Source organism: Butyricimonas sp. DFI.6.44 (assembly GCF_022132345.1).
Classification (GTDB): Bacteria; Bacteroidota; Bacteroidia; order Bacteroidales; family Marinifilaceae; genus Butyricimonas; species Butyricimonas muris.
Map to the genome: position 1 here is coordinate 161325 of NZ_JAKNJD010000006.1, position 24826 is coordinate 186150.

At 45.6% G+C, this 24826-nt stretch carries 18 protein-coding genes and 1 tRNA gene; 12 read left to right on the forward strand and 7 right to left on the reverse strand.

All coding sequences use genetic code 11. The annotated features are described in order from the left end of the window. The first annotated feature begins 12 nt into the window (after positions 1 to 12). Entirely contained in the window at positions 13 to 1371 is a 1359-nt protein-coding gene (locus tag L0M98_RS09920) for a TlpA family protein disulfide reductase (RefSeq protein ID WP_227215736.1), read from the forward strand. 120 nt (positions 1372 to 1491) lie between these two features. Here the strand turns inward: L0M98_RS09920 and L0M98_RS09925 are convergent, their stop codons facing one another. Beyond that, complete coding sequence (locus L0M98_RS09925) at positions 1492 to 2685, reverse strand: phosphoglycerate kinase (RefSeq protein ID WP_227215735.1); 1194 nt, start codon at positions 2683 to 2685, stop codon at positions 1492 to 1494. Between the two features lie 236 nt (positions 2686 to 2921). On the opposite strand from L0M98_RS09925, the gene L0M98_RS09930 reads away from it, so the two are divergent. The 6 genes from L0M98_RS09930 (at position 2922) to rpiB (ending at position 9123) form a co-directional block, all read left to right on the forward strand. Continuing rightward, complete coding sequence (locus tag L0M98_RS09930) at positions 2922 to 4370, forward strand: tetratricopeptide repeat protein (protein WP_099290926.1); 1449 nt, start codon at positions 2922 to 2924, stop codon at positions 4368 to 4370. A 17-nt stretch (positions 4371 to 4387) separates the two neighbouring features. Continuing rightward, the gene (locus tag L0M98_RS09935) at positions 4388 to 4828 is read left to right on the forward strand and encodes a nucleoside deaminase (protein WP_099291815.1); all 441 of its coding nucleotides are present in this window, start codon (positions 4388 to 4390) and stop codon (positions 4826 to 4828) included. 173 nt (positions 4829 to 5001) lie between these two features. Further along, entirely contained in the window at positions 5002 to 6027 is a 1026-nt protein-coding gene (gene ruvB, locus L0M98_RS09940; protein ID WP_099290925.1) for a Holliday junction branch migration DNA helicase RuvB, read from the forward strand. 186 nt (positions 6028 to 6213) lie between these two features. Next, on the forward strand, positions 6214 to 7755 hold the full coding sequence (locus tag L0M98_RS09945; RefSeq protein ID WP_099290924.1) for a sensor histidine kinase: 1542 nt from the start codon (positions 6214 to 6216) through the stop codon (positions 7753 to 7755). Between the two features lie 75 nt (positions 7756 to 7830). Beyond that, positions 7831 to 8520 carry a response regulator transcription factor RprY gene (rprY, locus tag L0M98_RS09950; RefSeq protein WP_099290923.1) on the forward strand — a complete coding sequence of 230 codons (690 nt, stop codon included), beginning with the start codon at positions 7831 to 7833 and terminating at the stop codon, positions 8518 to 8520. Positions 8521 to 8691: 171 nt separating this feature from the next. After that, positions 8692 to 9123, forward strand: a complete 432-nt coding sequence (gene rpiB, locus L0M98_RS09955) for a ribose 5-phosphate isomerase B (RefSeq protein ID WP_227215734.1) — start codon at positions 8692 to 8694, stop codon at positions 9121 to 9123. A 77-nt stretch (positions 9124 to 9200) separates the two neighbouring features. Here the strand turns inward: rpiB and L0M98_RS09960 are convergent, their stop codons facing one another. Next, the gene (locus L0M98_RS09960; RefSeq protein ID WP_227215733.1) at positions 9201 to 11483 is read right to left on the reverse strand and encodes an NADP-dependent malic enzyme; all 2283 of its coding nucleotides are present in this window, start codon (positions 11481 to 11483) and stop codon (positions 9201 to 9203) included. A gap of 150 nt (positions 11484 to 11633) precedes the next feature. On the opposite strand from L0M98_RS09960, the gene L0M98_RS09965 reads away from it, so the two are divergent. Next, on the forward strand, positions 11634 to 12986 hold the full coding sequence (locus tag L0M98_RS09965; protein WP_227215732.1) for a redoxin family protein: 1353 nt from the start codon (positions 11634 to 11636) through the stop codon (positions 12984 to 12986). Between the two features lie 3 nt (positions 12987 to 12989). Here L0M98_RS09965 and mutL read toward each other — a convergent pair whose 3' ends face one another. The 4 genes from mutL to L0M98_RS09985 are packed head-to-tail and all read right to left on the reverse strand — an operon-like array spanning position 12990 to position 17057. Further along, positions 12990 to 14873: a DNA mismatch repair endonuclease MutL gene (gene mutL / locus L0M98_RS09970; protein ID WP_227215731.1), complete on the reverse strand. Its 1884-nt coding sequence runs from the start codon at positions 14871 to 14873 to the stop codon at positions 12990 to 12992. A gap of 10 nt (positions 14874 to 14883) precedes the next feature. Further along, positions 14884 to 15192 (reverse strand): hypothetical protein, encoded by a 309-nt coding sequence (locus L0M98_RS09975; RefSeq protein WP_099290919.1) that lies wholly within the window; start codon positions 15190 to 15192, stop codon positions 14884 to 14886. A gap of 23 nt (positions 15193 to 15215) precedes the next feature. Continuing rightward, positions 15216 to 16304, reverse strand: coding sequence for a lysylphosphatidylglycerol synthase transmembrane domain-containing protein (locus tag L0M98_RS09980; RefSeq protein ID WP_227215730.1), 1089 nt, complete (start codon positions 16302 to 16304; stop codon positions 15216 to 15218). 42 nt (positions 16305 to 16346) lie between these two features. Continuing rightward, the gene (locus tag L0M98_RS09985; RefSeq protein WP_227215729.1) at positions 16347 to 17057 is read right to left on the reverse strand and encodes a hypothetical protein; all 711 of its coding nucleotides are present in this window, start codon (positions 17055 to 17057) and stop codon (positions 16347 to 16349) included. Between the two features lie 1013 nt (positions 17058 to 18070). Here L0M98_RS09985 and L0M98_RS09990 point away from each other — a divergent pair. Continuing rightward, positions 18071 to 18244: a hypothetical protein gene (locus tag L0M98_RS09990; RefSeq protein ID WP_176554956.1), complete on the forward strand. Its 174-nt coding sequence runs from the start codon at positions 18071 to 18073 to the stop codon at positions 18242 to 18244. Between the two features lie 266 nt (positions 18245 to 18510). On the opposite strand, the gene L0M98_RS09995 is transcribed toward L0M98_RS09990, so the two are convergent. After that, positions 18511 to 18584, reverse strand: a tRNA-Ala gene (locus L0M98_RS09995). Between the two features lie 695 nt (positions 18585 to 19279). Here L0M98_RS09995 and L0M98_RS10000 point away from each other — a divergent pair. From L0M98_RS10000 to L0M98_RS10010, 3 genes are all read left to right on the forward strand, one after another. Next, positions 19280 to 19861 (forward strand): RNA polymerase sigma factor, encoded by a 582-nt coding sequence (locus L0M98_RS10000; protein WP_099290915.1) that lies wholly within the window; start codon positions 19280 to 19282, stop codon positions 19859 to 19861. Positions 19862 to 19970: 109 nt separating this feature from the next. After that, positions 19971 to 21131, forward strand: coding sequence for a FecR family protein (locus tag L0M98_RS10005; RefSeq protein WP_227215728.1), 1161 nt, complete (start codon positions 19971 to 19973; stop codon positions 21129 to 21131). A 95-nt stretch (positions 21132 to 21226) separates the two neighbouring features. Continuing rightward, positions 21227 to 24817, forward strand: coding sequence for a SusC/RagA family TonB-linked outer membrane protein (locus tag L0M98_RS10010; RefSeq protein ID WP_099290913.1), 3591 nt, complete (start codon positions 21227 to 21229; stop codon positions 24815 to 24817). Positions 24818 to 24826 lie beyond the last annotated feature (9 nt).

The following is a 24826-nucleotide window of genomic DNA, read 5'->3' on the forward strand; positions in this document are numbered from 1 at the left end:
TATATGATAGGTATGAGAAAAATATTGATGATGTTATTGTTGTCCTTCACCTGCTGGGGTGTTACGCGGGCGCAAGATACCTTGGCTGTCGTTTCGGGACGAGTGGAAGGGGAGAATCCGGTGATGTTGGTTATCCAACGGCAAATGGGGATGTCCCAACGATTACTGGAAGCTAAGGTGCAGGGAGATTATCGTGAATCCCTGACCGTCAAGGAGCCGATGATTGTTTCTCTTTCCTTGGGCAGGCAAACTGTTTCCAATACCGTTTTCTTGACACCGGGTGCAAAGCTCGAGGTGGATTTCTCCCGTGAGGATAAGTTCGGAGGTACACACGCCGGAATCAATAATTTGTTGTCACGCTTGTTTACCGACGAGTATCAACCGAAAACCTCCGGTTTGAAGGAGTACTCCCGGGGGTACGCGGAAGCATTGGTTCGTGCTTATCAAGGGCGCGTGGAACAAGTCGAAGCCTCCAGACTTTTGCCGGAAGAACAAAAAGTCGTGCAAGGGGTTGCCCAGTACCAGTTGTTGCGAGATATGTATATGATGATTGATCTCTCGAAGGCTTTCGGGAAGGCTTTTGCCGCCCCGGAGGTTGATACCGATTACAGCGATCCTCTTTTGAATATCGATTGGCTACCCGAATTGGTGTTTGCCGGGGATTGGTTTCCCGTTTTTCAAGAATGGTTGTTTGCCCAAGTGCAAACCGGAAAGATCAAAATAGGTTCCCGCGAGAGCTATTTGAACGATATGGCTGCCGCTATAAAAAACGAGGAGTTGCGGGAAGCTTATTTGTTGGGGGCACTTTGGAGAGAAGTGCTGCGGGGAAACGTCAAAGACTTTGGGGAACGGCTGAAAAAAGCAACCGAAATTGTGAAGTCTAAAGACGGGAAGGAGCAATTGAAGGCTTACGCCGAGCGGTTGGCCGAAAGTACTTATCCCGCCATGGAAGGTGTGGATTTGAGTGACTATGGATTCCCCAACGAAAAGGGGGATACCGTCTATCTGTCCGACTTCAAAGGCAGGTACGTCTTTATTGACCTTTGGTCTACCGGTTGTAATCCCTGCGTGGCGGAAATCGCCTATGTCAAACGTTTGGAGCAACGTTTAGCTTCTCTTCCCTTGGCTTGGGTGTCTATTTCTTTGGATTCCAATGCAGATACATGGCGGGCTTTCATGAAACAAAAAGGCATGACCGGGGTACAATTATTGTGCACCCGCTCCCGTAAGCATCCTTTCATGCAACGTATGGTTGTCAATGGTATTCCCCGCTTCGTTATCTTGGATCCTGACGGAAAGGTTTGGGATGCTTCTTCCCGCCGCCCCTCTGATCCGGTGCTGGGGGAATTGTTGCTGAAGGAGTTGAAATAATAGGTGATATTAGATTATTTTTAATCGGATAGTCGTATTCTTTGTTGGAGTAAAAAGCAGGGGCTGTTCAAAAATGAATTGACAGCCCCTGTTTTATTTCTTTGAGTATTTTACTTGGGATTATTTCCCGCGGATAGCGGTAATACCCGGTAATTCTTTTCCTTCGATGTATTCGAGCAATGCACCGCCTCCGGTGGATACGTAACTCACTTTGTCGGCAAGCCCGAATTGGTTGATGGCAGCCACGGAGTCACCGCCTCCGATGAGTGTGAAGGCGCCTTTGGCGGTAGCTTTCACGATGGCGTCAGCGATTGCTTTCGTTCCCACGGCGAATTTAGGCATTTCGAAAACTCCCACGGGACCGTTCCAAAGGATGGTTTTGGATTCCTCGATGATTTTCGAGAACGTGGCGATGGTTTCCGGACCGATGTCCAAGCCTTCCCAGCCGTCGGGTATTTCCATGGAAGATACCAATTGTGTGTTGGCGTCGTTGCTGAAAGCATCGCCGGCGACAGTGTCGGTAGCTAACACGAGGTTTACACCTTTTTCTTTGGCAATTTTCATGATTTCAAGAGCCAAGTCGAGTTTGTCATCTTCGCAGATAGAGGTTCCGATATGACCGCCCAAGGCTTTCTTGAACGTGTAGGTCATTCCGCCACCGAGGATGAGGTTGTCGACCTTATCCATTAAGTTCATGATGATGTCGATCTTGGAAGATACTTTTGAACCACCCATGATAGCGGTGAACGGGCGAACGGGATTGTGCATCACTCTGTCAACACTTTCCAATTCTCCCTTCATCACGTAACCGAATAGTTTGTCATTCGGGAAGAATTTGGCGATAACGGCAGTAGAAGCATGAGCGCGGTGGGCGGTTCCGAATGCATCGTTGATCCACACGTCACCAAGGGAAGCTAGTTTTTGAGCAAAGCCTTCGTCGCCTTTCTCCTCTTCTTTGTAGAAACGGAGGTTTTCCAACAAGAGTACTTCGCCGGGGTTTAGCGCGGCAGCCTGCTCTTTCGCGCTTTCGCCGATGCAGTCATCTGCGAATTTCACGGGAACACCCAGTAATTCTTCCAGATGTTTCAAGATATGTTTTAGTGAAAATTTGTCTTCGGGTCCGTTTTTCGGGCGTCCGAGGTGGGACATCAAGATGACGGAACCACCGCCTGCCAACACTTTTTTGATCGTGGGAACGGCTGCCCGCATGCGGGTATCGTCGGTGATCTCGAATTTGTCATTTAACGGCACGTTGAAGTCCACGCGGATAAGTGCCCGCTTGTTTTTAAAGTTGTAATTATCAATTGTCTGCATAGCAATTGTTATTTTAATGAATAGATTACTTAATTGACAGATAAAGATACGTATAAAATTATATCAAAATGAAAAAACAGGGACGAAAATTTGCATCAGTCAAGGAAAATGCAGATTTTTACCACCCGTATAGGATGTTACGGATTTGCAGGTAAAAAGGTTAGCCTGATGAATACCGGTCGTGTGTGTTGATGCGCGAAGACAGTAGTCTGTAGCCGTTACGAAAATAATGCAGTATGAGACGAAATGGCATTTTGTTGCTTATAGGTCTGTTTGTTTTCTTGATCTTGCAAGGGTGCCGGAGAAGCGAGAAAGCTAAAATGGAGGAGTTGTGTGACGAGTTGAAGAACTCTGTCATGATGACGCCTGTGTTTGATTCATTGGTTGAGTCTTCCGCGAAGTTGCCTAAGTTTCTGCGGGCAAAAGTGTTATTGGTGGCGGGAACGAATTATTCCATGAAGACGGAACAACTTAAAAAAGCGAAGGAGTATTTGCAGGAGGCAAACCGGCTCGGGTCACGGGAGGTGAAGAACAGAGCGACTTTGGAACTGGTGCGACTGTACGGGACTCTCGTGTTGCGAGATGATTGCGTGGAAGAGGCGATTCGTTTTATAGGCAGGGCAAATTCAAAGGTGGTGTTTGTACAGGAGGAAGAGGCGGAGTTCTATTTTTTAAAAGCACGGTTTTACAAGGCGATAGATATTGAACGGGCGTTTGGCGCTATTGAGAAAGCGATAACGATGTACCGGGGGATGGGGGATACGAAGGAGGAGATTGAGATGTGGTGTTTTAAGGCAACGCTTTACGGGGTGTTGGAGGAGTTTGAAGAGCAATATGCTTGTTATGAAGAGGCTTATCGGTTGTTGGGAAAAGTGAGGTATAAAAAAGATGTGCGTCCCTTTTTCGAGCAAATGGCGGCGAGCTTGAAGAGATTGGGACGTTACGATGAGGCGTTGCGTTTGTACGGGGCGGTTTTGAAGAATTTGCCGGATACGGCCGGTCTCGGGCGTTACGGGATACAGGTGGCTGAGGCTTATACCGGATTGGGAAGGCACGCGGAGGCTAGGGTAATATTGAAAGAGGCATTGAGAGAGGAAAAACGACCGGGGCTGCGTAATACGTTGTTGGGGCGAATTGCCGACTCTTTTTTGAAGGAGGAAACGCGTGATTCCGCCTTGGTTTATTTTAAGTCCGTGATAGATTTATATGATCAATATGCCCGGGAGAAAGGCTTAAGGACACCCAAAGTGAGTTTCAAAAACCATTTGAATTATGCCCGTTGTTTATGGGATAACGGGGAACAGGCGGAGGCTTTGGAGCATCTTGAACAAGTAAGTCGAAGAGAGGCGGAGACGCCGGAAAGTCTGCGGGCGCAGATGGACGTGTTGGAGCAGTTGTGCGAGTATTATGCACATCTGGAAGGAAAGGCGGAATTGCACGAGGCATTCCGTCGGCATGATTCGATAATGGATCTGTATCAAGTGTTGAACGAGGAGGGGCGTTACAGGAACGTGTTGCAGAATTACAAGAATCGGAAGTTGCTTCAAGAGATCGAGGCCATGAGTCAAAAGCAGGAGGAAACGAATTGGTGGTTGATATTCGCATTGGTTGCGACGATAGGGGTGCTTGGCGTGCTCATGGTTTACACGTGGATTGTGTGGGTAAAAATTCGGAATAAAAAATGATATAATATATAGGTATGATGGATAAGCACGAGATGTTTATGCGGAAAGCTTTGGAAGAGGCCAAACTGGCGGAAGAAGAAGGGGAAATTCCCGTGGGTGCCGTGGTGGTATGCAAGGATCGGGTGATAGCACGGGCACATAATCAAACCGAACGGCTGAATGACGTGACGGCGCACGCCGAAATGTTGGCAATAACGTCGGCAACATCCATGTTAGGCGGAAAATATTTGAATGACTGTACGCTTTACGTGACTATGGAGCCTTGTGTGATGTGCGGTGGGGCGTTGGCGTGGGCGCAATTAGGCGAATTGGTTTACGGGGCTGCCGATCCGCACCGGGGATATGCCCGGCTCACCCCTTCGGTGTTGCACCCGAAGACGAAAGTTAGCGGAGGCGTGCTGGCGGAAGAGTGCGGGGATTTGGTGAAGGAGTTTTTTGCAAGAAAAAGAGAACGGTAGCCTGTGCGCGTGCTAACGCTATTTATGATTTATGATTTAAGATTTACTGATTCTGTGATTTCCGATCGGGTAATTTCATTTTCCATTTTCAATTTTCCATTTTCAATTGTTTTGTTGTACATTTACCAATTGAATTTGCAAAGACAATCGTAAATCTTAAATGGATTAGTTTCATGGGAAGTTTTGATATAAGAAACGGGAGCGTACCTGATGGTGAGAAGGAGCTGGAGAAAGCGTTACGGCCTCTGAGTTTCGGTGATTTTCGGGGACAGAAGAAAATTGTTGAGAACTTGGAGATTTTCGTGCAGGCTGCCAAGATGCGGGGTGAATCGCTTGATCATGTCCTGTTGCATGGACCTCCCGGGTTGGGAAAAACAACTCTGTCGGCAATTATAGCCAACGAGTTGGGTGTGGGGATAAAGATTACTTCCGGTCCGGTGTTGGATAAGCCGGGAGATTTGGCCGGGTTGCTGACCAATCTGGAACCGAATGACGTGTTGTTTATTGATGAAATTCATCGGTTGAGTCCGATCGTGGAGGAATATTTGTACTCGGCCATGGAGGATTTCAAGATCGATATCATGATTGATAAGGGGCCCGCGGCTCGTTCGGTGCAAATTCAATTGAGTCCGTTTACCCTGATTGGGGCGACAACTCGTAGCGGGTTGCTGACAGCCCCGTTAAGGGCTCGTTTCGGGATTAACAGCCATCTGGAGTATTATGATCTGGACGTGTTGACCGGAATCGTGGAGCGCTCTGCCGCCATATTGAGGACAAAGATCACGAGTCAGGCATCCAAAGAAATCGCAACCCGTAGCCGGGGTACGCCTCGTATAGCGAACGCTTTGTTACGTCGGGTGCGTGACTTCGCGATGGTGAAAGGGAACGGGGTGGTGGATCACGAGATTACCACGTATGCTTTGGAAGCGTTGAATATCGATAAGTTCGGGTTGGACGATATGGATAATAAGATATTGTTGACGATTATCGATAAATTCAAGGGAGGTCCCGTGGGATTGACCACGATTGCCACGGCGGTGAGTGAAGATCCGGGTACATTGGAAGAGGTGTACGAGCCATTTTTGATCAAGGAAGGATTTTTGAAGCGGACACCCAGAGGTAGAGAGGTCACGGATTTGGCTTATAAGCATTTAAGAAAAGATAGAAGGAAAGATGATTGGCAAGCAACACTTTTTTAAGTGTAAGTTGTTGAACCGTTGAATGTTTTTTAGAAGTTTCACAAGTGTTAAATGTTAAGCACGAGTGCTGAAAATGGCGTTATTTTATGGATTTGATAAAAATTGATAGAATGTCAAATAGTTATAGTTTAGTTAAATTTTATTAAGCGTGCTAATTGTTAAAATCGAATTGTTAAATTTGCATGTATGAGAAAGCAACAGATAATCATATTAGGGATTGTGTTTGGCATTTCTTTGCTGGGGTTGGTTATTCTCCAAGCGAGTTACTTCCAGACGGCTTACGATGTGAAAAGAGAGCAATTCTTTTTCACGGTGAACCGTGCCATGGATGAAGTCGTCGATTATATCCGCCAGAAAGAAGAGTCGGGGAGATTTGTGCAGGATCAGAATTTGTTGCAGGCAAAAAAGTCGGGACTCGTGCTGAATGCACCCACGTATATCGATCCCAAGCGTTTGGTGGCGTCAAAGAATGATGTTGCGTTGATGTTGGGGTCAACTTTAGTTTCGGTGGACGATGATTCTGACGTGCAGGATATAAGCGATTTCGTGGGAAGTAAGTTTAAAGAGGATAATCTGGAAACTTCTATTTTGAAATTGCGGCAAGCGCTTAAGGAACGCACGGGAGAAGATTACAAATTAGTGCCCGAGGGGAAAGAGGATAAACATCAGATTGAAGGTCGGGTGGATTTGGACAACCTGTACGGTTTTATCGGTAATACGTTGAAAGATGCGGGGGTGCGCTCCCGTTTCGAGTTCGGTATAAAAGAGAATGGTAAGTTTATATTGAGTTCCGCCAATTTTTTGAGTCAGGCGTCCGATGTCACTTTTAACCGGAAGATATTCCCGGGTGAGGTAAATTCTGCCGTGTTGTACTTGAAATTCCCGGATGCTTCTTCCGACACGGCGGGTTCGCTCTGGATGATATTGCCGGGATTGATTATCACGATCGTGATTGTCTTTTGTGGGGTGTTCTGCCTAATTGTCATTGTACGGCAGAAAAAGTTGTCAGTGATCAAGAATGATTTTATTAATAATATGACACACGAGTTCAAAACGCCGATTGCCACGATCTCTTTAGCATCCCAGATGTTGAAAGACGGTGCGGTGACGAATACTCCGGATTCGGTCGATAGGATAGCGACGATTATCCGCGACGAGAGCAAGCGTCTGACCTTCCAAGTCGAGCGTGTGTTACAGACCGCTTTATTCACGGAAACCCGGATGAAGCTGAAGTTGAAGAATATTAATATGAATCAACTGATAGAGGATTTGTTGCCTAAATTCAGTTTGCGCGTGGAAGATAAAGGCGGAAAGTTTTCGGCTTATTTGGAGGCGGAGCAGGATGAGGTGCTGGCGGATGAGGTACATGTAACAAACGTGATTTCCAATTTGGTGGATAACGCTATTAAATATTGTGTAAAACCACCGGAAATTACCATCTATACACGTAATAAAGATAAAGAAATTGTAATAAGTGTGATCGATAATGGCATAGGAATTGCTAAGAAAGATCAGAAGCTAATCTTCGAACGATTCTACCGGGTGTCAACAGGAAATTTGCATGACGTGAAAGGTTTCGGCTTGGGACTGTCATACGTGAAGAAAATTGTTGAGGCTCACGGTGGAAGGATTGATGTGGAAAGTTCCCCGGAAAAGGGTAGCTGTTTTGATATTATTTTACCATTAACTGTAAAAAAGCAAAAGATAAAGAGAACTTTATTTTTCTAATTTCGTATATTTTTTCAGACAAATTAGAAAAGAGAATAATGAAAATCAACACGAATTATTAAAAACAACATAGCTATGGATGAGAAAATTAAAATTTTATTGGCAGAGGATGACACCAATCTGGGTATGCTTCTTAAAGAGTATTTAAGAGCTAAAGGTTTTGAAACTATTTTATGTGAGGATGGAGAAATCGCGTATGAAACGTTCTTGAACGAACCGTTTGATATTTGCATTTTCGACGTGATGATGCCTAAAAAAGATGGATTTACACTAGCAAAAGAAGTAAGGCAGATTAATAGCGAAATTCCAATTATTTTCTTGACAGCTAAATCAATGAAAGAGGACGTGTTGGAAGGATTCAAACTGGGTGCCGACGATTATATGAGCAAGCCTTTCAGTATGGAAGAGTTATTGCTTCGTATCGAGGCCGTGTTGAGAAGATCAACCGGGTTGAAACCTGAAGACGAGCAGGAAATCTTTAAAATTGGTAAATTGACCTTCAATTCCAAGAAACAAACTTTGTTTGACGGCGAAGAAGAACAAAAGCTGACTACAAAAGAATCAGAGTTGCTCCGTTTATTGTGCTTGAATGTAAATAAAGTGCTGGAGAGAAACTATGCTTTGAAAAATATCTGGGCTGATGACAATTACTTTAATGCCAGAAGTATGGATGTTTATATCACGAAATTGCGTAAGCATTTGAAGAAAGATCCGTCAGTGGAGATCATCAATGTTCACGGAAAAGGATATAAATTGATTCTTTGATGATATTAAGAAGGGTTCTTGAGGAACCCTTCTTAAGTTACAGGTTGACAGGTTGCAGGTTACAAGTTCGATAAAAAACTTGTGGTTTGCAACCTGTTAATTTGTGACTATTTTTTACCTTTGTAGGGAATGTATAATATGGCTACCGGGGTAGCGTTAATTTTAAATAAGATGAAAATAGGGATAGCATGTGACCACGCGGGTTACGAGTACAAAGAGAGATTAGTGAAATATCTTCGGAAGAAAGGACATGAAGTAAAAGATTACGGGACACACTCCACCGAGAGTATGGATTACCCGGATACGGCACACCCGTTGGCTTTTGCCGTGGAAGCGGGAGAACACGAGAAAGGAATCGTGTTGTGTGGAAGTGGTAACGGTATTTCCATGACCGTGAACAAGCATCAGGGAATCCGTTGCGCTTTATGCTGGAACACGGAACTTGCCGCTTTGGCATGCCAGCATAATAACGCTAACGTGGTGAGTATCCCCGCCCGCTTTATCGCTTACGAGGAAGCACAGGCGATAATAGATACATTTCTTGCTACCGGTTTTGAAGGCGGTCGCCACCAGAGGAGGATAGAGAAGATTCCGGTGAAGTAATTTGTGATTTTAGATTTACGATTTATGATTGAAGGAAATACTTGAATCATAAATCGTAAATCTAAAATCATAAATCATTAAATTCTGCACATATCCACCGGTGTTTCCTTTTGGGCATCGGTGACGGCGAGGGTAGTCATGTAAACGATGTCCCTTACGCTGCATCCCATTTGTAAGATATGCACGGGTTTGTTCAAGCCCAATAGCACGGGACCGATGATCTCGTTGTTGCCGAGTTCTTGCAGTACGCCCAAGGCGATGCTACCGGAACTGAGGTTCGGGAAAATAATGGTGTTTACATCCTTGTCTGCTAACGGGGAGAAGGGGTAGCGGGCTTGTCGCAGCTCTTTGTTGAAGGCAACGGAAGCGGACATCTCCCCGTCCACGAGTATCTCCGGGTATTTGCGTTGCAGGACTTCCACGGCTTCTTGTATCTGTGCCGGGCTTCCCAGTTTGTACTCGCCGAAGTTAGAATAGGAGGTGAGTGCCACCACGGGTTCCACGTTGAATTGTTTCACCGCCTCGTAAGTCAGGACGGTTACACATTCCAGCGTGTCGGCTGACGGGTGACTGTTTACCGTGGTATCAGCCAGAAAATAGGTTCCTTTTTTGTTCGTGACGATATGCATACCCACGGCATATTTGCAGCAAGCCCGTAACCCGATGATATCCTTTGCTGCGCGAAGCACGTCATGATAGTCGGAATGAACACCGGAAATGAAGCCGTCGGCATCACCGGATTCCACCATCATGAGTCCGATGAAGTTCGGGTTTTTCATGCCTGTTTTGGCTTGTTCCAGAGTCACTCCTTTGCGTTGTCTTTTCTCGTAGTAAAGCTGGGTGTAACGGGTTATTCTTTCGGTTTCCCGGGCGGGATCGAATATCGTGAATTCCGGCAGTTCCAGTTTGTATTGCTTTTGCAGGGCATAGATCTCTTCGCGGGAGCCGATGAGTATCGGGTATGCTATCTGTTCGGAGAGGATTTCCTGTACCGCCATGAGGGTTTTGATGTCGGCACCTTCCGCGAAAACAATGCGTTTTGGATTTGTTTTTGCCTTGCGTGTCATTCTCCGCATCAAACGTTCGTCCTGTCCCATCCTTTTTTCCAGTTGATCCTGATAGGTTTCCCAGTCGGTGATTTCCTTGCGTGCAACACCCGATTCGATGGCGGCTTTTGCCACGGCGGGTGCAATCCGGCTGATAAGACGGCCGTCCAAAGGCTTCGGGATGATGTAATTCCTGTCGAATGCCAGTGAAGGATCGTTGTACGCCATTTTCACGTTCTCGGGCACGGGTTCTTTGGTCAGTTTTGCCAGAGCGTAAGTGGCAGCTAATTTCATCTCCTCGTTGATTCCCCGGGCTTGCACGTCGAGTGCACCCCGGAAGATATACGGGAAGCCGAGTACGTTGTTGATCTGGTTCGGGTAGTCCGAACGTCCGGTGGCGAAAATGATATCGGGGCGGCTGTGAATGGCTTTCTCGTAGCTGATTTCCGGATTCGGGTTTGCCAAGGCGAAGACGATCGGGTCTTTTGCCATGCTTTGGATCATTTCCTCTGACAGAATATCTGCCACGGAAAGTCCAAGGAACATGTCAGCCCCGACGAGAGCCTCTTGCAATGTGCGTGCGGAAGTTTCCACGGCGAATTCTTCTTTCTCGGCATTGAGTCCCGCCCTGCCGGAGTAGATGACTCCTTTGCTGTCGCACATGAGCATATTCTCTTTCTTTACCCCGAGAGCTTTGTACAGACGGGCACACGAGATTGCCGCGGCTCCGGCGCCATTGACAACCACGCGGACGGTGTCTATCTTTTTGCCGTTCAGTTCAAGCGCGTTGAGTAGGCCGGCAGCCGAGATGATTGCCGTGCCGTGCTGGTCGTCGTGCATCACGGGGATATCCAGTTCCTCTTTCAGGCGGCGTTCGATCTCGAAACACTCGGGAGCTTTGATGTCTTCCAAGTTGATTCCACCGAAGGTCGGGGCAATCATTTTGACCGTTTCGATGAATTTGTCAACGTCTTTCGTGTCTACCTCGATATCGAATACATCGATGTCGGCGAATATTTTAAATAACAGACCTTTTCCTTCCATAACGGGTTTACCGGAGAGTGCCCCGATATCCCCCAAGCCGAGTACGGCGGTTCCGTTGGAAATGACTGCCACGAGATTACTTTTGGCGGTATATTTGTAAGCGTCGGTCTGGTTCTTCTGGATTTCCAGACAGGGCTCGGCTACCCCCGGGGAATAGGCTAATGAAAGGTCATATTGAGTGCTATGTGGCTTAGTGGGAATGACTTCTATCTTTCCCGGTCGTCCCATGGCATGGTAATGCAAAGCTTGTTTTTTGTCCATTTTGTTCATGTTGTTGCTTATTTTAATAGACCGTAAAACTATTTAGACTTAATACAAATAACAAGGTGTTGAATGTTAATAAAAAGTTAAAGTTTAAATATTAATCGAGGTTAAAAGAAGTTATTATTAATTTAGCAAATTGTAAACTAGGCAGGCTAGATGATGGGTAAAATTGGTGGTATATTGTTGGTGATGATTTGTTTGATGTGGTGTTGTAATACCCGCAAAACTGTCATGGAGTTGAATTTGGTCGGTACTTCCGGGATGAAACCGGAGTTAGTGATGAACGGAAGCGAGCGTGTGATAGACGTGAACGAGATGGGGTATGCCAAATTGGTCATGCAAGAGGGTGAAAACGGGTATGCTACTTTGAGGTACGGGAAAGACCGGATTCCTTTATTTATAGAGGATGGGAAATCATTGGTCGTTTATGTGTACGGAGACCATGCGAAAGGAAATACGCGTTTCGAGGGAACCGGGGCTTCCAAAACAATTTATTTGAATAGTCTGGAATCGAGGAATAAGTCCTTCGAGTACGAGTTGGATGGGGAAGAGTTTTTGCAACAACTGAAGGAGCATGTGGCAGAACAGATTTATTATCTGGATACGATGGAGTTTGACGAGGCTTTCAAGGATATGGAGCGTAACCGGATAAAATTTTCGGCTTACACGGTATTGGAAAATTATCCGTTGTATCACGCGTGGAGCACGGGGAATAAGGATTATCAACTCGATACGTCCTATCTTGACAGTGTCAAAGGGTTTATAAAGGAAGACGAGAAATTGTTGGTATTGAAAGAATACCAAGAGGGTATGGCTTCTTTGGTTTCGGTAATCAGTACCTCCCGGTTGAAAGAGTATGACGCTTACAAACGGGTGACGGCACAATTCGATTACGTGATTCACAATCTGACAAACAGTACGTTGATAGAATTTCTGATCGATCATTACGCTTATAATTATTTGTTGGGTGCGGGAGTGGACGAACACATGGGAACGATCTTGAGAACGTATGACACGTACGTGAAAGACGTGAAGATGCGGAAGCGTTTCTATGACGGGTACGAGCGATGTATGAAGATCGTGTCCGGTAGGCCGGCTATGAATTTCGTGTTCACGGATATGGCGGGGCAGGCTTTCAGACTGGATGATTTCCGGGGGAAATATCTCTTTATCAACGTGTGGGCGACATGGGGAGTACCCTGTCGGGCGGAAAATGTTTATTGGGAGAAGTTGGAAAAAGAGTTCGAGAACGAGAATATCGTGTTTATTGCCGTTGCCTGTGATAAAGACCGTGCCATGTGGGAGAAACGGGTACGAGAGAACCCGAAGGGCGAGGTGCAATTGTACATGGGAAGCGATCGTTCCTTTATGGACTTTTACATGATACGGGGGATCCCGCGGTTTATATTGATCAGTCCCGACGGGCGGATTATCGATTCGGATATGTCCCGTCCATCGAATCCCGAAACGGCGAAGGTATTGTGCACTTATCTGAAAAGTAGCAAGTGATTTTTATTTGAACCACTGGGTCACATCCTCGTTTTTCAGGATGTGGATGATAGTTTTGCCGTCGGCCGTGTAATTCGGGTGTCGGCAAGAGAAGAGGTTGTCAAAAAGATCACTCATTTCTTGTCTGTCCAGCGGGGTGTTATAGTCCAGTGCGGCGGCTTTTGCCAAAGAGAGGGCGATTCGTTCCCGCATCTTGTCCCGGATGGAACCTTCCGTGTTCTTGTAATGCTCGATCAGGCTCATCAGAACTTCTTTCCCTCGTGAGGTCGATAAGTCGGGAGGTGTAGAATATATGGCATAACAATTTTTCCCGAATTCTCCCAGCTCGAATCCTAAAAGCATGAGATCGTCGAGAATGTCTTTCACGAGCATGAAATCTTCTGCCGATAATTCCAGTGTTTCGGGAAACAGGCTTTTCTGTCCTCCTGCGGCTTGGTGGGACAATGTTTCCTTGTAACGCTCGAACAGGATGCGTTCGTGTGCCCGTTTCTGATCGATAAACATGAGTCCCGAATGAACGGGGGTCACGATGTAACGACCTTTCATTTGTACGAATGAGATGACGCCCTCGTGCTCTTCCTGTTTCTCCGCCATTTCCGGGATTTCGGTTTGGATTTCTTCCTGTTTATCCTCCAGTCCGGCAAAGAGGGCGTCCCAATTAGCGGGCACCTGTTCTTTGCGGTGGTGCTCGTACTCCCGTTGGCTACCGCCCCCGCTGTTTCCGCACGTTCTCGCTTTTTGTTCGAAATCCGAATCCTCTTTTGAAATGGAGGTGGAGTAGTTAAACGGGTTATAGTTCGGGTTGTAGCTTACTTTCGGTACTTTCGGCACGATTGGGGTGTCGGGTAGCACGAAGTCTACTTTGTCCGCCGTGTCAAAATCGATGGTCGGGATCACGTTGAATTTTCCCAATGCTTCCTTGACACTGGCAAGGATAATCTGGAAAATAGCACTCTCGTCCTGAAATTTAATTTCGGTTTTGGTCGGATGTATATTGACGTCTATAATAGACGGGTCTACCGTGAAATACAAGAAATACGAGGGGATCATGTCTGCGCTGATCAGTCCTGCGTAGGCTTCCGTGAGTGCCTTGTGGAAGAAGTTGTGCTTCATGAAGCGGTCGTTCACGAAGAAATATTGTTCCCCGTAAGTTTTACGGGCATGTTGCGGCACGCAGATAAAACCGTTGATGGTGACAATACCGGTTTCGCAATTCACGGAGAGTAGTTTGGAATTGATCGTCTTGCCAAAGGCGTTCACGATACGTTGCCGTAGTCCGGATGCGGGAAGATTATATATTTCATTCCCGTTGTTTGCCAAGGTAAATGCCACTTCGGGCGTGGCAAGGGCTACCCGCAGAAATTCGGTCGTGATGTTACGCAATTCGGTGTTGTCCGACTTCAGAAATTTCCGGCGGGCGGGGATCGTGTAAAACAAGTTTTTCACGAGCATATTCGTTCCGCGGGGACAACTGATGCTTTCTTGATTCTTTAACTCGGAATCGGCGACAAAAAGATAAGTTCCCAGCTCGTCTTCTTCCCGACGAGTACGTAATTCCACTTCTGCCACCGAAGCGATAGAGGCAAGGGCTTCTCCGCGGAACCCCATGGTGCGTATGTTAAATAAGTCTTGGGCGCAAGAGATTTTGGAGGTGGCGTGTCGTTCGAATGCCATACGGGAATCTCTCGGCGACATTCCTTTCCCGTCGTCGATGATTTGAATGAATCCTTTTCCCGCGTTCTTTAATATTACCTGAACCTTTGTCGCTCCCGCGTCAATGGAATTTTCCATCAATTCTTTCACGACGGAAGCCGGACGTTGCACGACTTCTCCCGCGGCAATCTGGTTTGCCACTGAATCGGGTAATAATTGAATAACATCTGCCATACCTGCGCTCCTAGAAGAATTTCATGATTACATCCAGCTTGTAGGTCACCAGATAAAAAGCAACCATGAGCAGGATAATTAATATGAGAAACAAACGTGTGGAGTATCCTAATCCAGCCTTTGGACGTGTAGCTCTCTTTTTATTAAATTCCCGTTGTAATCCGGCACGCACGTCGGGGACGTATTCCGTTCCGTTTTCAGCGAGCCCCAGTTCGGCACGGATACGTTTCTCCCGTTCTTTACGGGCTTCCGCTTCGGGGTCCCAGTAACGGGGTTTCAGATTGAAGCGTCTGTATTCCGGTTGTTTAAATAGTCCCATGGTTCATTCTCCTCTTTAATTGTTTATTTTTTCGTTTGCTTGGCGGATTTCCCGAAACTGCGGGCAACCCACTTGGGTACGATAAACGCTCCTATAAACAGGTAAGGGTAGTAGCTGATGAGTCTCCAGAGAATGGCCATCGCGATGGCAACTCCTGCGCTCGGTAGAAATTCCCCGAGATACTTGGAGAAAACAAATTCCGCGAAACCACTACCTCCCGGTGTAGGGCTGACCAACATCATGATCCACATGACAAGTTGTCGTGCAAAGATAAGAAAATGTTGCGCCCAATCATAGCGTCCGAACCAAAAAGCTACAAGAATGGCGTTCACAACCCAGTAACGGGCAGTCCACGAGAAGAATGTAGCCCCGAAGGTTTTTAACCAGAAGGAGAAGGGCATCTTCCGCAATTCACGGGAATTACGAATAATGTCGGTTCCCGCCTCGTTGGCATCGTGACGCCATTTGCGAAGAATCCGCCATTTGAATAATTTCATGATCAACCATTTGAGGCCCCGGGGATTTTTGAATAACCCGTAACTCAATATGAGGAGGTAGGCTAATTTCACCCCGTAACCGATGGCCGCGAAAGCGATCAAACTGTCTGCGACCGCCTTGGTCGTGTCGGGCATATACCACAAGGCTTGGTGGTTCACGCATAAAAGGATGATCGGGAACATGATGATAAAGTACAGTTCGTCGAGAAAGGAGGTTGCCATGACCATTGCCGAGCTTTTCCCGACACCGATACCTTCCTTGTGCACGAAGAGGATGGCGAGGCTGGTTCCCCCGATGGCAGAGGGGGTGACCGCCGAGGTAAATTCCCACAGGAAGATGACGCGGAGTGATTGTACCCACGTGAGTTTATCGCCCGAAAGTACTTTGATTCGTACCACGTACCCGAAATCCCGGATTGCCATGCAGAGCACAGCCACGAACAGCCAGAACACGGTGTTCCACGTGAAGGTGATCATGTCGAATGCTTTCGGGTCGAATTCCCGGTATAGCATGTAGGATACCACCGCCAAACCGATGACGATGGGGTATATGATCTTGTAAGGCCTGATTTTCTTTGTTAGTTTCCGGTTCTCCTCCGTGCTCTCCTGTGCCATAACTTCGTTCGTTTATTTTTGGCTAAATTACGAAATTGTATTTTACGCGGCAAGCGTATTTGTTCTTTTCGTCAGATCTTCATGGTAACGTTTGTTTACAGCCCGATGGATAAAGTACATGTAGGGTAAACCGAGATTGGTTTCCAGAAGTGAATTTACTACAATGGTCATGAAGCTGGGATTGCGTATACCCGTTACCAGAAGCACGAACTCCCACGCGAATTGCACTAGAATGCCAATGGCGAGTATCCAGACGATGTTGATTTTTTGGCTTTCGTCTTTGGTCTTTATATTATGTATGCAGAGTATGGCGTAGCCGACAAATAGGATTAATGCCATAATACCGTGATACGCTCCGGTTCCCCGCGATATGGATATCGGGGCGAACCCGCCCCCGAAGTTCTGGCTGAGAAGCGAGCAGGTGAACCATGAGGCGATGATGAGTATCGACCATTCGAGAGCCCTTTTATCCCGGTCGAGCCAAAGCCAGATCCACACGAAGTTCGTGAAACCGTAACTCATGCTTAACCAGAGCAAAAACCAAAAGGGAGCAGCTCCTTCTACCGAACGGGTACCCAAATAAAGGTAGAAATAGCCATAATCGACTATAAAATAGAGCACTCCGGCAAGTAACCCCACGATAATGGCAAGGTGTCTTTTGGTGTAAACAAGGGTTGCACCCAAGAAAAGTAGGAAAGCGAAGTCCAGATACATGTAGAGAGCGTTCATCGAACGTGCTGCAATAACTTCCATTTTGTTGTTGTTTTAGGTTTTACGGGAAATAATTGCAGCATATTCTGTGCCAATTTTAGATTCAGACAAGTCGATATGTCTATACGGGTGATTGGGAAGCAGATGCGTGAGGAGTTATGTATTATATTAAAAGAATGCACGGGAGAAACTGAAAAGTATTGTGTGTGGGTTTCTCCCGTGCGAGGATCGGCGTTTAACTAAACCAAAAAAATCATGGCTTATGAAGTCACAAATATAAGAATTAAATTTGAAAACAAGATAAGAATATTCTCAATTATATGCTGTGCGGCTTAATTTACGACAAAATGGTGTTATCTTGCGTCATTACCGCGATACCCGAGGATATAATAATTCCGAGAAAAGATGTTTGTATCATTTGTTTCTGTTACGATTGTTAATTTTCATGATTCCATTGTTGGAAGTTGATGCTTTTATTATGATATGGAATTTTGTGTATAGTTAGGCTATGGTGACTTTGATTGGAAGATAATGGATGAACTCTGATTCTTGATTTTAGGATGTCATTTTATTACAGTGGTTTACGATAAAGTAGAAAAAAATAACAACAATTTGTTACAACCGAAAGGATTAATACTTATATTTGTAGTGCTCGAATGAAATAAAGAACGCTAGTTGCATAAGAAGGGTTAGCCTCCGGTATGCTATTAGCGTTCTTTTTTTATTTCATCGAGCAAACGATTTAAGAAAAGAGACCGGAGGCTCTTTACAAGTAAGGGCATACGTTACATATAAAGGTATTGTTACAATTTCCGTGACAATTTTTTTTGAAAATTTCAGTTTATAGGGGTAGGGCCGTGATGGTGACCTGCCCCACTTTTTATTTATCGCTTTTGGTATTCAGTTATCGTATTATGTGTGATCTTGGCGGCAGTGTACCCGTCAGGTTGTACCGAGGATAGCATGGGAGATAATAACACGGTGCTTTTGTTCGTGTTGGAGTATTGTCGACTTCGCCGGAAGATAAGTTCGAGAGTTACGAACAATTGCAGGTTATGGCGAAGAAGATTAGGAAGAGGTTGATCGGGAATGCGGGTAGAGGAAACGTGTTGTTGAGATGTTTGGATTGTGCGTCGATAGAGATAGAGCCGGAATGGAAAAAGGATATGAAGTGCTTGAAATGGATGTTTGACACGAAAACGGGAGAACGGAATTTACAATCTAAGTAATAGATAAGAAACGGGAATTTTTAATTTAGTTGTAATTTTTTTTGATTAATCTTTCGGCAAGAGTGTATTTTTCTTCTTTGGTTTTACACACTTTGATTCCTCGTTCTATTTTTGGGATTCAATCAACTTGTTTTTTTAGCAATCCTTATTTTCATTTTTTCCTGTTTTTTTTAATGTCATTCCAAAACCTAAAAAGAGAACAGAAAAATTAGAAAACATCGCTCAAAGTGTAATTTATTGATTACCAATAACTTAAGCACTGTTCGTGGAGAATATCGGAATCGAACCGACGACCTTTTGAATGCCATTCAAACGCTCTAGCCAACTGAGCTAATTCCCCGTTTGCGGATGCAAATATAGATAAATTATTGAAAATAGAAAATTCTTGGATATGAATTTTCCGGGTGGTGAAGTAAACTTTTGATTTACATTTGGTTTATTCCGCCTAATGTCGTGATGTAAATGGGTAATACTTGAGTTGTAATGTGGTTGTGCGTTTGTTGTATACACAGTGTAGAGATGCTTCGGGGTATATCTATGGCGGATCAATAACGGTAGAACATCGAATGAAGGAGCCTACTTTAGGGGAAAGATGACCTTTATGTTCGGGATTTTTCTTTTCGGTTAGTTGATAGGTGGTTGCGGGGTTATGTGGTATATTAGGATTCGGATAGAATCCGAAGAGAACCCGTGGAATTCCCGTGTCAAACACGTATCACTTTCGAATCACTCCCGCATCAAAGGCGCTTGGGAGTGTTTTTGATGCGGGAATGTTCAGGGTGTGGTGTAGGCGTGTGTACTGATTAGGCCGGATTCTGTGCGGGACATCGGTAGCTTGAAGGTGTGTTCATGTCTTGAACAGGGGTGTTTATGAAAACACGTGGGCTCTTTATGAAAAATGGTTGGAGAAAGGGTCAGGCGGGTAGTATCTTTGTATTGGAGAAGTTCTTTGACATGTTGATTGGTATTTATATTTGGAAATGTGTTTCGTGATTTGCTTATTATTGTTACATTTGCCTTCCAAAATTGGCGTAAATGAGTACAGTAGAGAAGGAACGGGATTATTTTTCACGAATGCAGCAAGGTGATAAATGTGCGTTTGAGTATTTTTTTAAAACGTACGTGGATATGTTGTATGCTTATGCCATGGGTTTTTGCCGGGATCAGGACGTGGCGGAAGATTTGGTGCAGGAGGCTTTCGTGCGTTTTTGGACGATGCGGGAGAAGTTGTCTTACTCGGAGTCGATTTACGGTTATCTTCAACGAACGGTAAGAAATATATGCATTAACCAGAAAGTGCGTGAGCGAGTGGAGGAAAAATATCGGCAGGCGGTTTTACATTCCGACGAGGATGAATTTTGTTGGGAAGACGACGATGAACTGGAAGAATTGCGGCGGCAGTTATTGGAAGCGATTGACCGATTGCCGGAGAAATGTCGGGAAATGTTTATTCTTAGTTGCGTGGAAGGGTTGAAGTATCAGGAGGTAGCTGACCAGTTGGGTGTTTCGATCAACACGGTAAAGACCCAAGTGCGTTTCGGGTATAAAAAATTACGTTCCGATTTGAATATTCCGGGAAAAGTATTGATTGTACTTTTGACTATTCTATTGAAATAGAGGTGTTCTTCGTGATGAGATAAATATAATTTGATTTTATTCTGAAAAAATATCTTTTTCTTTCACCCTTTTTTCTTCTCATCTTGTTAATGGGATATAAGATGAAGAAATGAAAGAAGAGAATACTGTTCATATTGAAAATATACTACGCCGCTTCCTTACGAAAGGGGAAACGGTAAAGTGGGATGAACTGCGAAAGGAGTTGGGAAAGGATGAATATGCCCACGTGAAAAAGGAATTGCTTCGTTTGAGAGGAACCCGACTGGAGGCGAATCACGAGCGGATATGGGAAAAGATACAGGATGATTTGAGGCAAAAGACGAGGAAGAGGAAAATGCTTCGTTTCGTGAGGTATGCCGCCGTGTTGATGCTTCCGTTAGCATTGGGAATATTGTTTTTGTTGCACCGGGAGGATGGGCAGATGCCGAAACTTGTCGCGGTGAGTACTATTGCGGACACTACCGGTCTGCACAGGGTTTATTTGGTGCTGGACGGGGGGACAAAGGTGGAGTTGTCAAAACCTCACGTGGACACGATCCGGCGGGAGGATGGGAGCGCTTTAGCGGTAGATACGTTGGGAACGTTGATGTACAACACGGTGAAGGCTGAGAATCCCAAGTTATCTTATCACACGATTATCGTTCCGAGGGGAGGAGAATACACACTGGTGTTAAATGACGGCAGTCGGGTACGATTGAATGCTGATTCCGAGTTGCGTTTTCCGATAGTATTTGCTTCGGGGGAAAGAAAGGTATTCTTGAAAGGCGAGGGATATTTTGAGGTGCAACGGGATACGACACGCCCGTTCCGGGTGGACGTGCACGGGGATGCTATGATAGAGGTATTGGGTACGGAATTTAATATCAATGCTTATCCGGAGAACGGGCAAATTTTCACGACATTGGTGGAAGGGAGCGTGAAGGTTGCGGGTATGATGTCCGATACAGCCGTTGTATTACAACCTCGGCAACAAGCGGCTTTGTGGGGGGGAGGTATCCGTGTGCGAGAGGTAAATCCGGAGGATTATATCACGTGGATTAACGGACGATTCTATTTTGAAAGGATGCCGTTGGAAGAGATATTGTTGCAATTGGAACGGTGGTACGACTTGCAAGTGTTCTGGGCGAGCGAGGAGTTGAAATCTTACGAGTTCACGGGAGCGGTTTGGAGAGACAATTCTATCCGGCAGACGTTGGATATGATAGAGAAAACGACGGATGTTTGCTTCACGGTTTCCGGTCGCACGGTGACGGTGACAGCTTCATTATAAAGAAAAACGGCATCTGTTAGCGCAGATACCGTCTTGTTCAAACTAATCCGAAGTAGGATTCTGGATTAGTGATGTTAAACTATTAATACAAAGTTATGGAAAAAAATCAAACCATGCAACAAAAGGCTCCCCGGAGTTTCTGTTCGCGGTCTTTTCGGGTGACGAGAGCGTTTTGGGTTTTGTTGTTTTGCGGCTTGTGCATGGCGGCAATGCCGGCAAACGCCCAAGATAACAAGGTCACTCTCCACGTGAAAGATATGCCGCTGGGGGATGTCGTCAAAGAATTGAGAAAACAAACCGGTAAAGATTTCCTTTTTAGCAACCGGGAGGTCGATGTGAATCAAAAGGTGACCGTGAACGTGACGGCTAAGTCCTTGAAAGAGGTACTTTCCCTCGTTTTCGGGGAAAATTATCGCTTCGAGATCGAGGAAAACGTGGTCATTGTGCGCCCGTTCGTGCAAACGACTGCTTCCGGACAAAAGGGTTTACTGGTTTCGGGTGTGGTGCTGGACGAGAAGAATCAACCCCTGCCGGGCGTGACGGTAAAACTCACGGGTACCACCGTGGGTACTGCTACCGCCCAGAACGGTAAGTTTGCACTGCATTTGCCGATCACAAAGGGCACGCTGGAGTTCTCGTTCGTGGGTTTCAAGTCTCAGCAAATCGCTTTCACGGAGAGTACGCGGGATTCTATTCGGGTGATCCTGAAGGAGGATGTCGCCGGGTTGGATGAAGTACAGGTGATCGCTTACGGGCAGCAGAAGAAGCGGACGGTGATTAGTTCAATTTCTTCCATTAAAGCGGACGATATTAAAGAATTGCCCACGCATAGTTTCGAGAGTTTGCTGCAAGGACACATGGCAGGAGTGGAAGTGAATAATATTTCCGGTGCTCCCGGTGGTGGCGGGTCTATCGTGGCTATCCGGGGATACAATTCATTCTTCGTGAAAGATGCCAATGGAGAGGATGCGGAGGGTGCCGACAGGGCATACGGGACCCCGCTGTATGTTGTTGACGGAGTGCCGATGCAGGCTTTTACTTCACCCATCACGGGAACGAACACGTTGTCGTCTTTGGATCCTTCGATGATAGAGTCTATCGAGGTTTTGAAAGATGCCGCCTCATCCGCTATTTACGGTTCCCGCGCGGGTAACGGGGTGATCTTGATTACCACGAAAAAAGGGCGTTCAGGACAGGCAAAATTTATGGTGAACGCTTCTTATTCTGCGTCTTGGTTGCCTCGGACGCCGGAGCAGAGCGGGGGACAATTGGAACGTTGGTACAATCTTCAAGGATTGCGTAACACGAGAACTCCTTATCAGGCTGCTGACGGAACCTGGAGGATGCCTTCGTCTTTCGGGGAAGTGTATAACTTTTCCACGAAGAACGAAAGTAACCAACCTTATTATGATTGGTTTTACGGGACGCAAAGTGGTGCGAATACTTCATTCGTGTTGCAGGATAGTTTGAATAGTTTTTACAATAATTCGACGGACTGGTGGAGGTATAGTTACCACACTGCGAATGTGTATAACGTGAATATACAGGCGAGCGGTGGAGGAGATAAGGTGACTTATATGATCGGAGCCGGTTATTTTAAAGAAGAAGGAATCATGTATGGCAGCGATTTCGAGCGTCTTAACGTGATGACCAATATTTCGGCTCACCCGACGAAACGATTGACCGTGGATAATCAGATCGCCTTGGGGTATTCCAATAGAAGCAAGGGGGGAGCCAAAGGAGGAGCTAAGATTGAAGGGATGACTGTCGATCCGATGAAGACTTCCACTTTACTCCCGAGTAAGGGGAATGTCGTGGAAGAATTACTGGGCAGGGCGAATAGCGTGGAACAGAAAAATCATGATTATTCTGCGCGTTATAATATGGTACTGAATTACGAGATTATCAAGAATCTTTCTTTGCGTATCACGGGTGGAATTGATTATAGCCAACAAAATATGAATCAATTCGAGCCGAGCACGAATGACGAAAGACATCACTGGTCGAAATCGGAAGGTGCGATATCCAGAAACATCGCTTTACAGAACGAGAATTTATTGAATTATTCTCTTACCTTGAAGCAAAATCATAATTTCAGTGTTTTATTGGGATTGTCGTTCCTGAAGAACCAGTATTATACTAATTCGGGGCGCGCCCAAAAAGGACCGAATGATTATACTCACTATGTTCAAGGTACTTGGGGAAACCAACAAGGATTGGTTGACGACGCGGACGAGGGCTCGAAAACCCCGGCGTGGATATCGGCATTCAATTACTCGTCCGATTTCGAGGAAGAACATTTGAATAGTTATTTCGGGCGTTTAACCTATAATTATAAAGAAAGGTATATGTTTGAAGCCACTGTTCGCCGGGACGGTTCTTCCGTGTTCGGGGAGAAAGTACGTTGGGCGACTTTCCCATCCTTCGCTATCGGCTGGATATTCTCGGATGAATCTTTCGTGAAACCTCTATACTGGTTGAGTAGCGGGAAGATTCGTGCCAGTTGGGGAAGATCGGGGCAGAAATTTAATCAACGCTATTTGGCACATGGATTAATGGGGCAGAGCCAGAATACTTTTTACGGTAATGTCGGTATTGTACCCGATCAGAGTGGCGGTGTGATAAACAGGAAATTGACCTGGGAAGAAACCGATCAATATGACGTGGGGTTGGATATGAGTTTCCTGAATTACCGGCTGAAGTTTACTCTTGATTATTATTATCGCCGCACGAAGGGACAACTGAATAACGTGAAACTTCCGGGAGATATCTATTTCCATACTTTCCAGTGGCAGAATGCCTTGGCAACGTCTAACCAGGGTGTCGAGTTGGAACTTACTGCTGATATTCTTCGGGAAACAGCCGTGAAGTGGAGAATGAAGTTCAATGTTTCGCGTAACTGGAATCGTTTGGATAAAACGATAGATGGTTATGATTTTGAAAATAATGTATTGGGCAAGCCGTTATATCGTATCCGGGTATTTAAGACAGACGGATTCTATAACACGTCGAACGAGGTGCCAGTGTATTATATCGATAAGGAAGGCGGTATGCCTAAGCCCTTGAACACGAATGGAGGGTATGGGATCTTTTTTCAAGGCACACGTAAGATATTGGATTTGAATAGTGACGGAACAATTGATGAGGATGACAGGTATTACGCGGAAACGCCTCTCCCGTTAGCCCATGGCGGTTTTTCCAATGAGATTCGATGGAAACAACTTGATTTGAATGTTTTCTTCGTGTATTCCTTGGGACGCCATATCGTGAATCAGGCAAAATATCAGCGTGCAAGTGTCTCGTACGGGACAGAAGCTCCATTGCTGAATGATGTCCGGAAATACGATATGTGGAATGGGGACGGTCGTGGTAATTATGATTTCCCCGGCTATCAATACTATTCTAGCCTGGGATTCCAATCTGACGGTGGATTTGACAAAAATATCGAGAGCGTGAATTTTATTCGTTTGAAACAATTGACGCTTGGCTACAATTTGCATGACCGGATTGCCAAAAAGATTGGGCTCAGTGGTGCACGTGTTTTCTTGACGATGGAGAATTTGTTTTTAATCACGAACTATTCTGGTCTGGATCCTGAAACGGTGGATGTTACAAGTGGTATAGATATGTTGCAGACTTATCCGTTGCCAAGGAAATTCACTGTGGGTTTGACTGTTAATTTCTAAAAAAGAGAG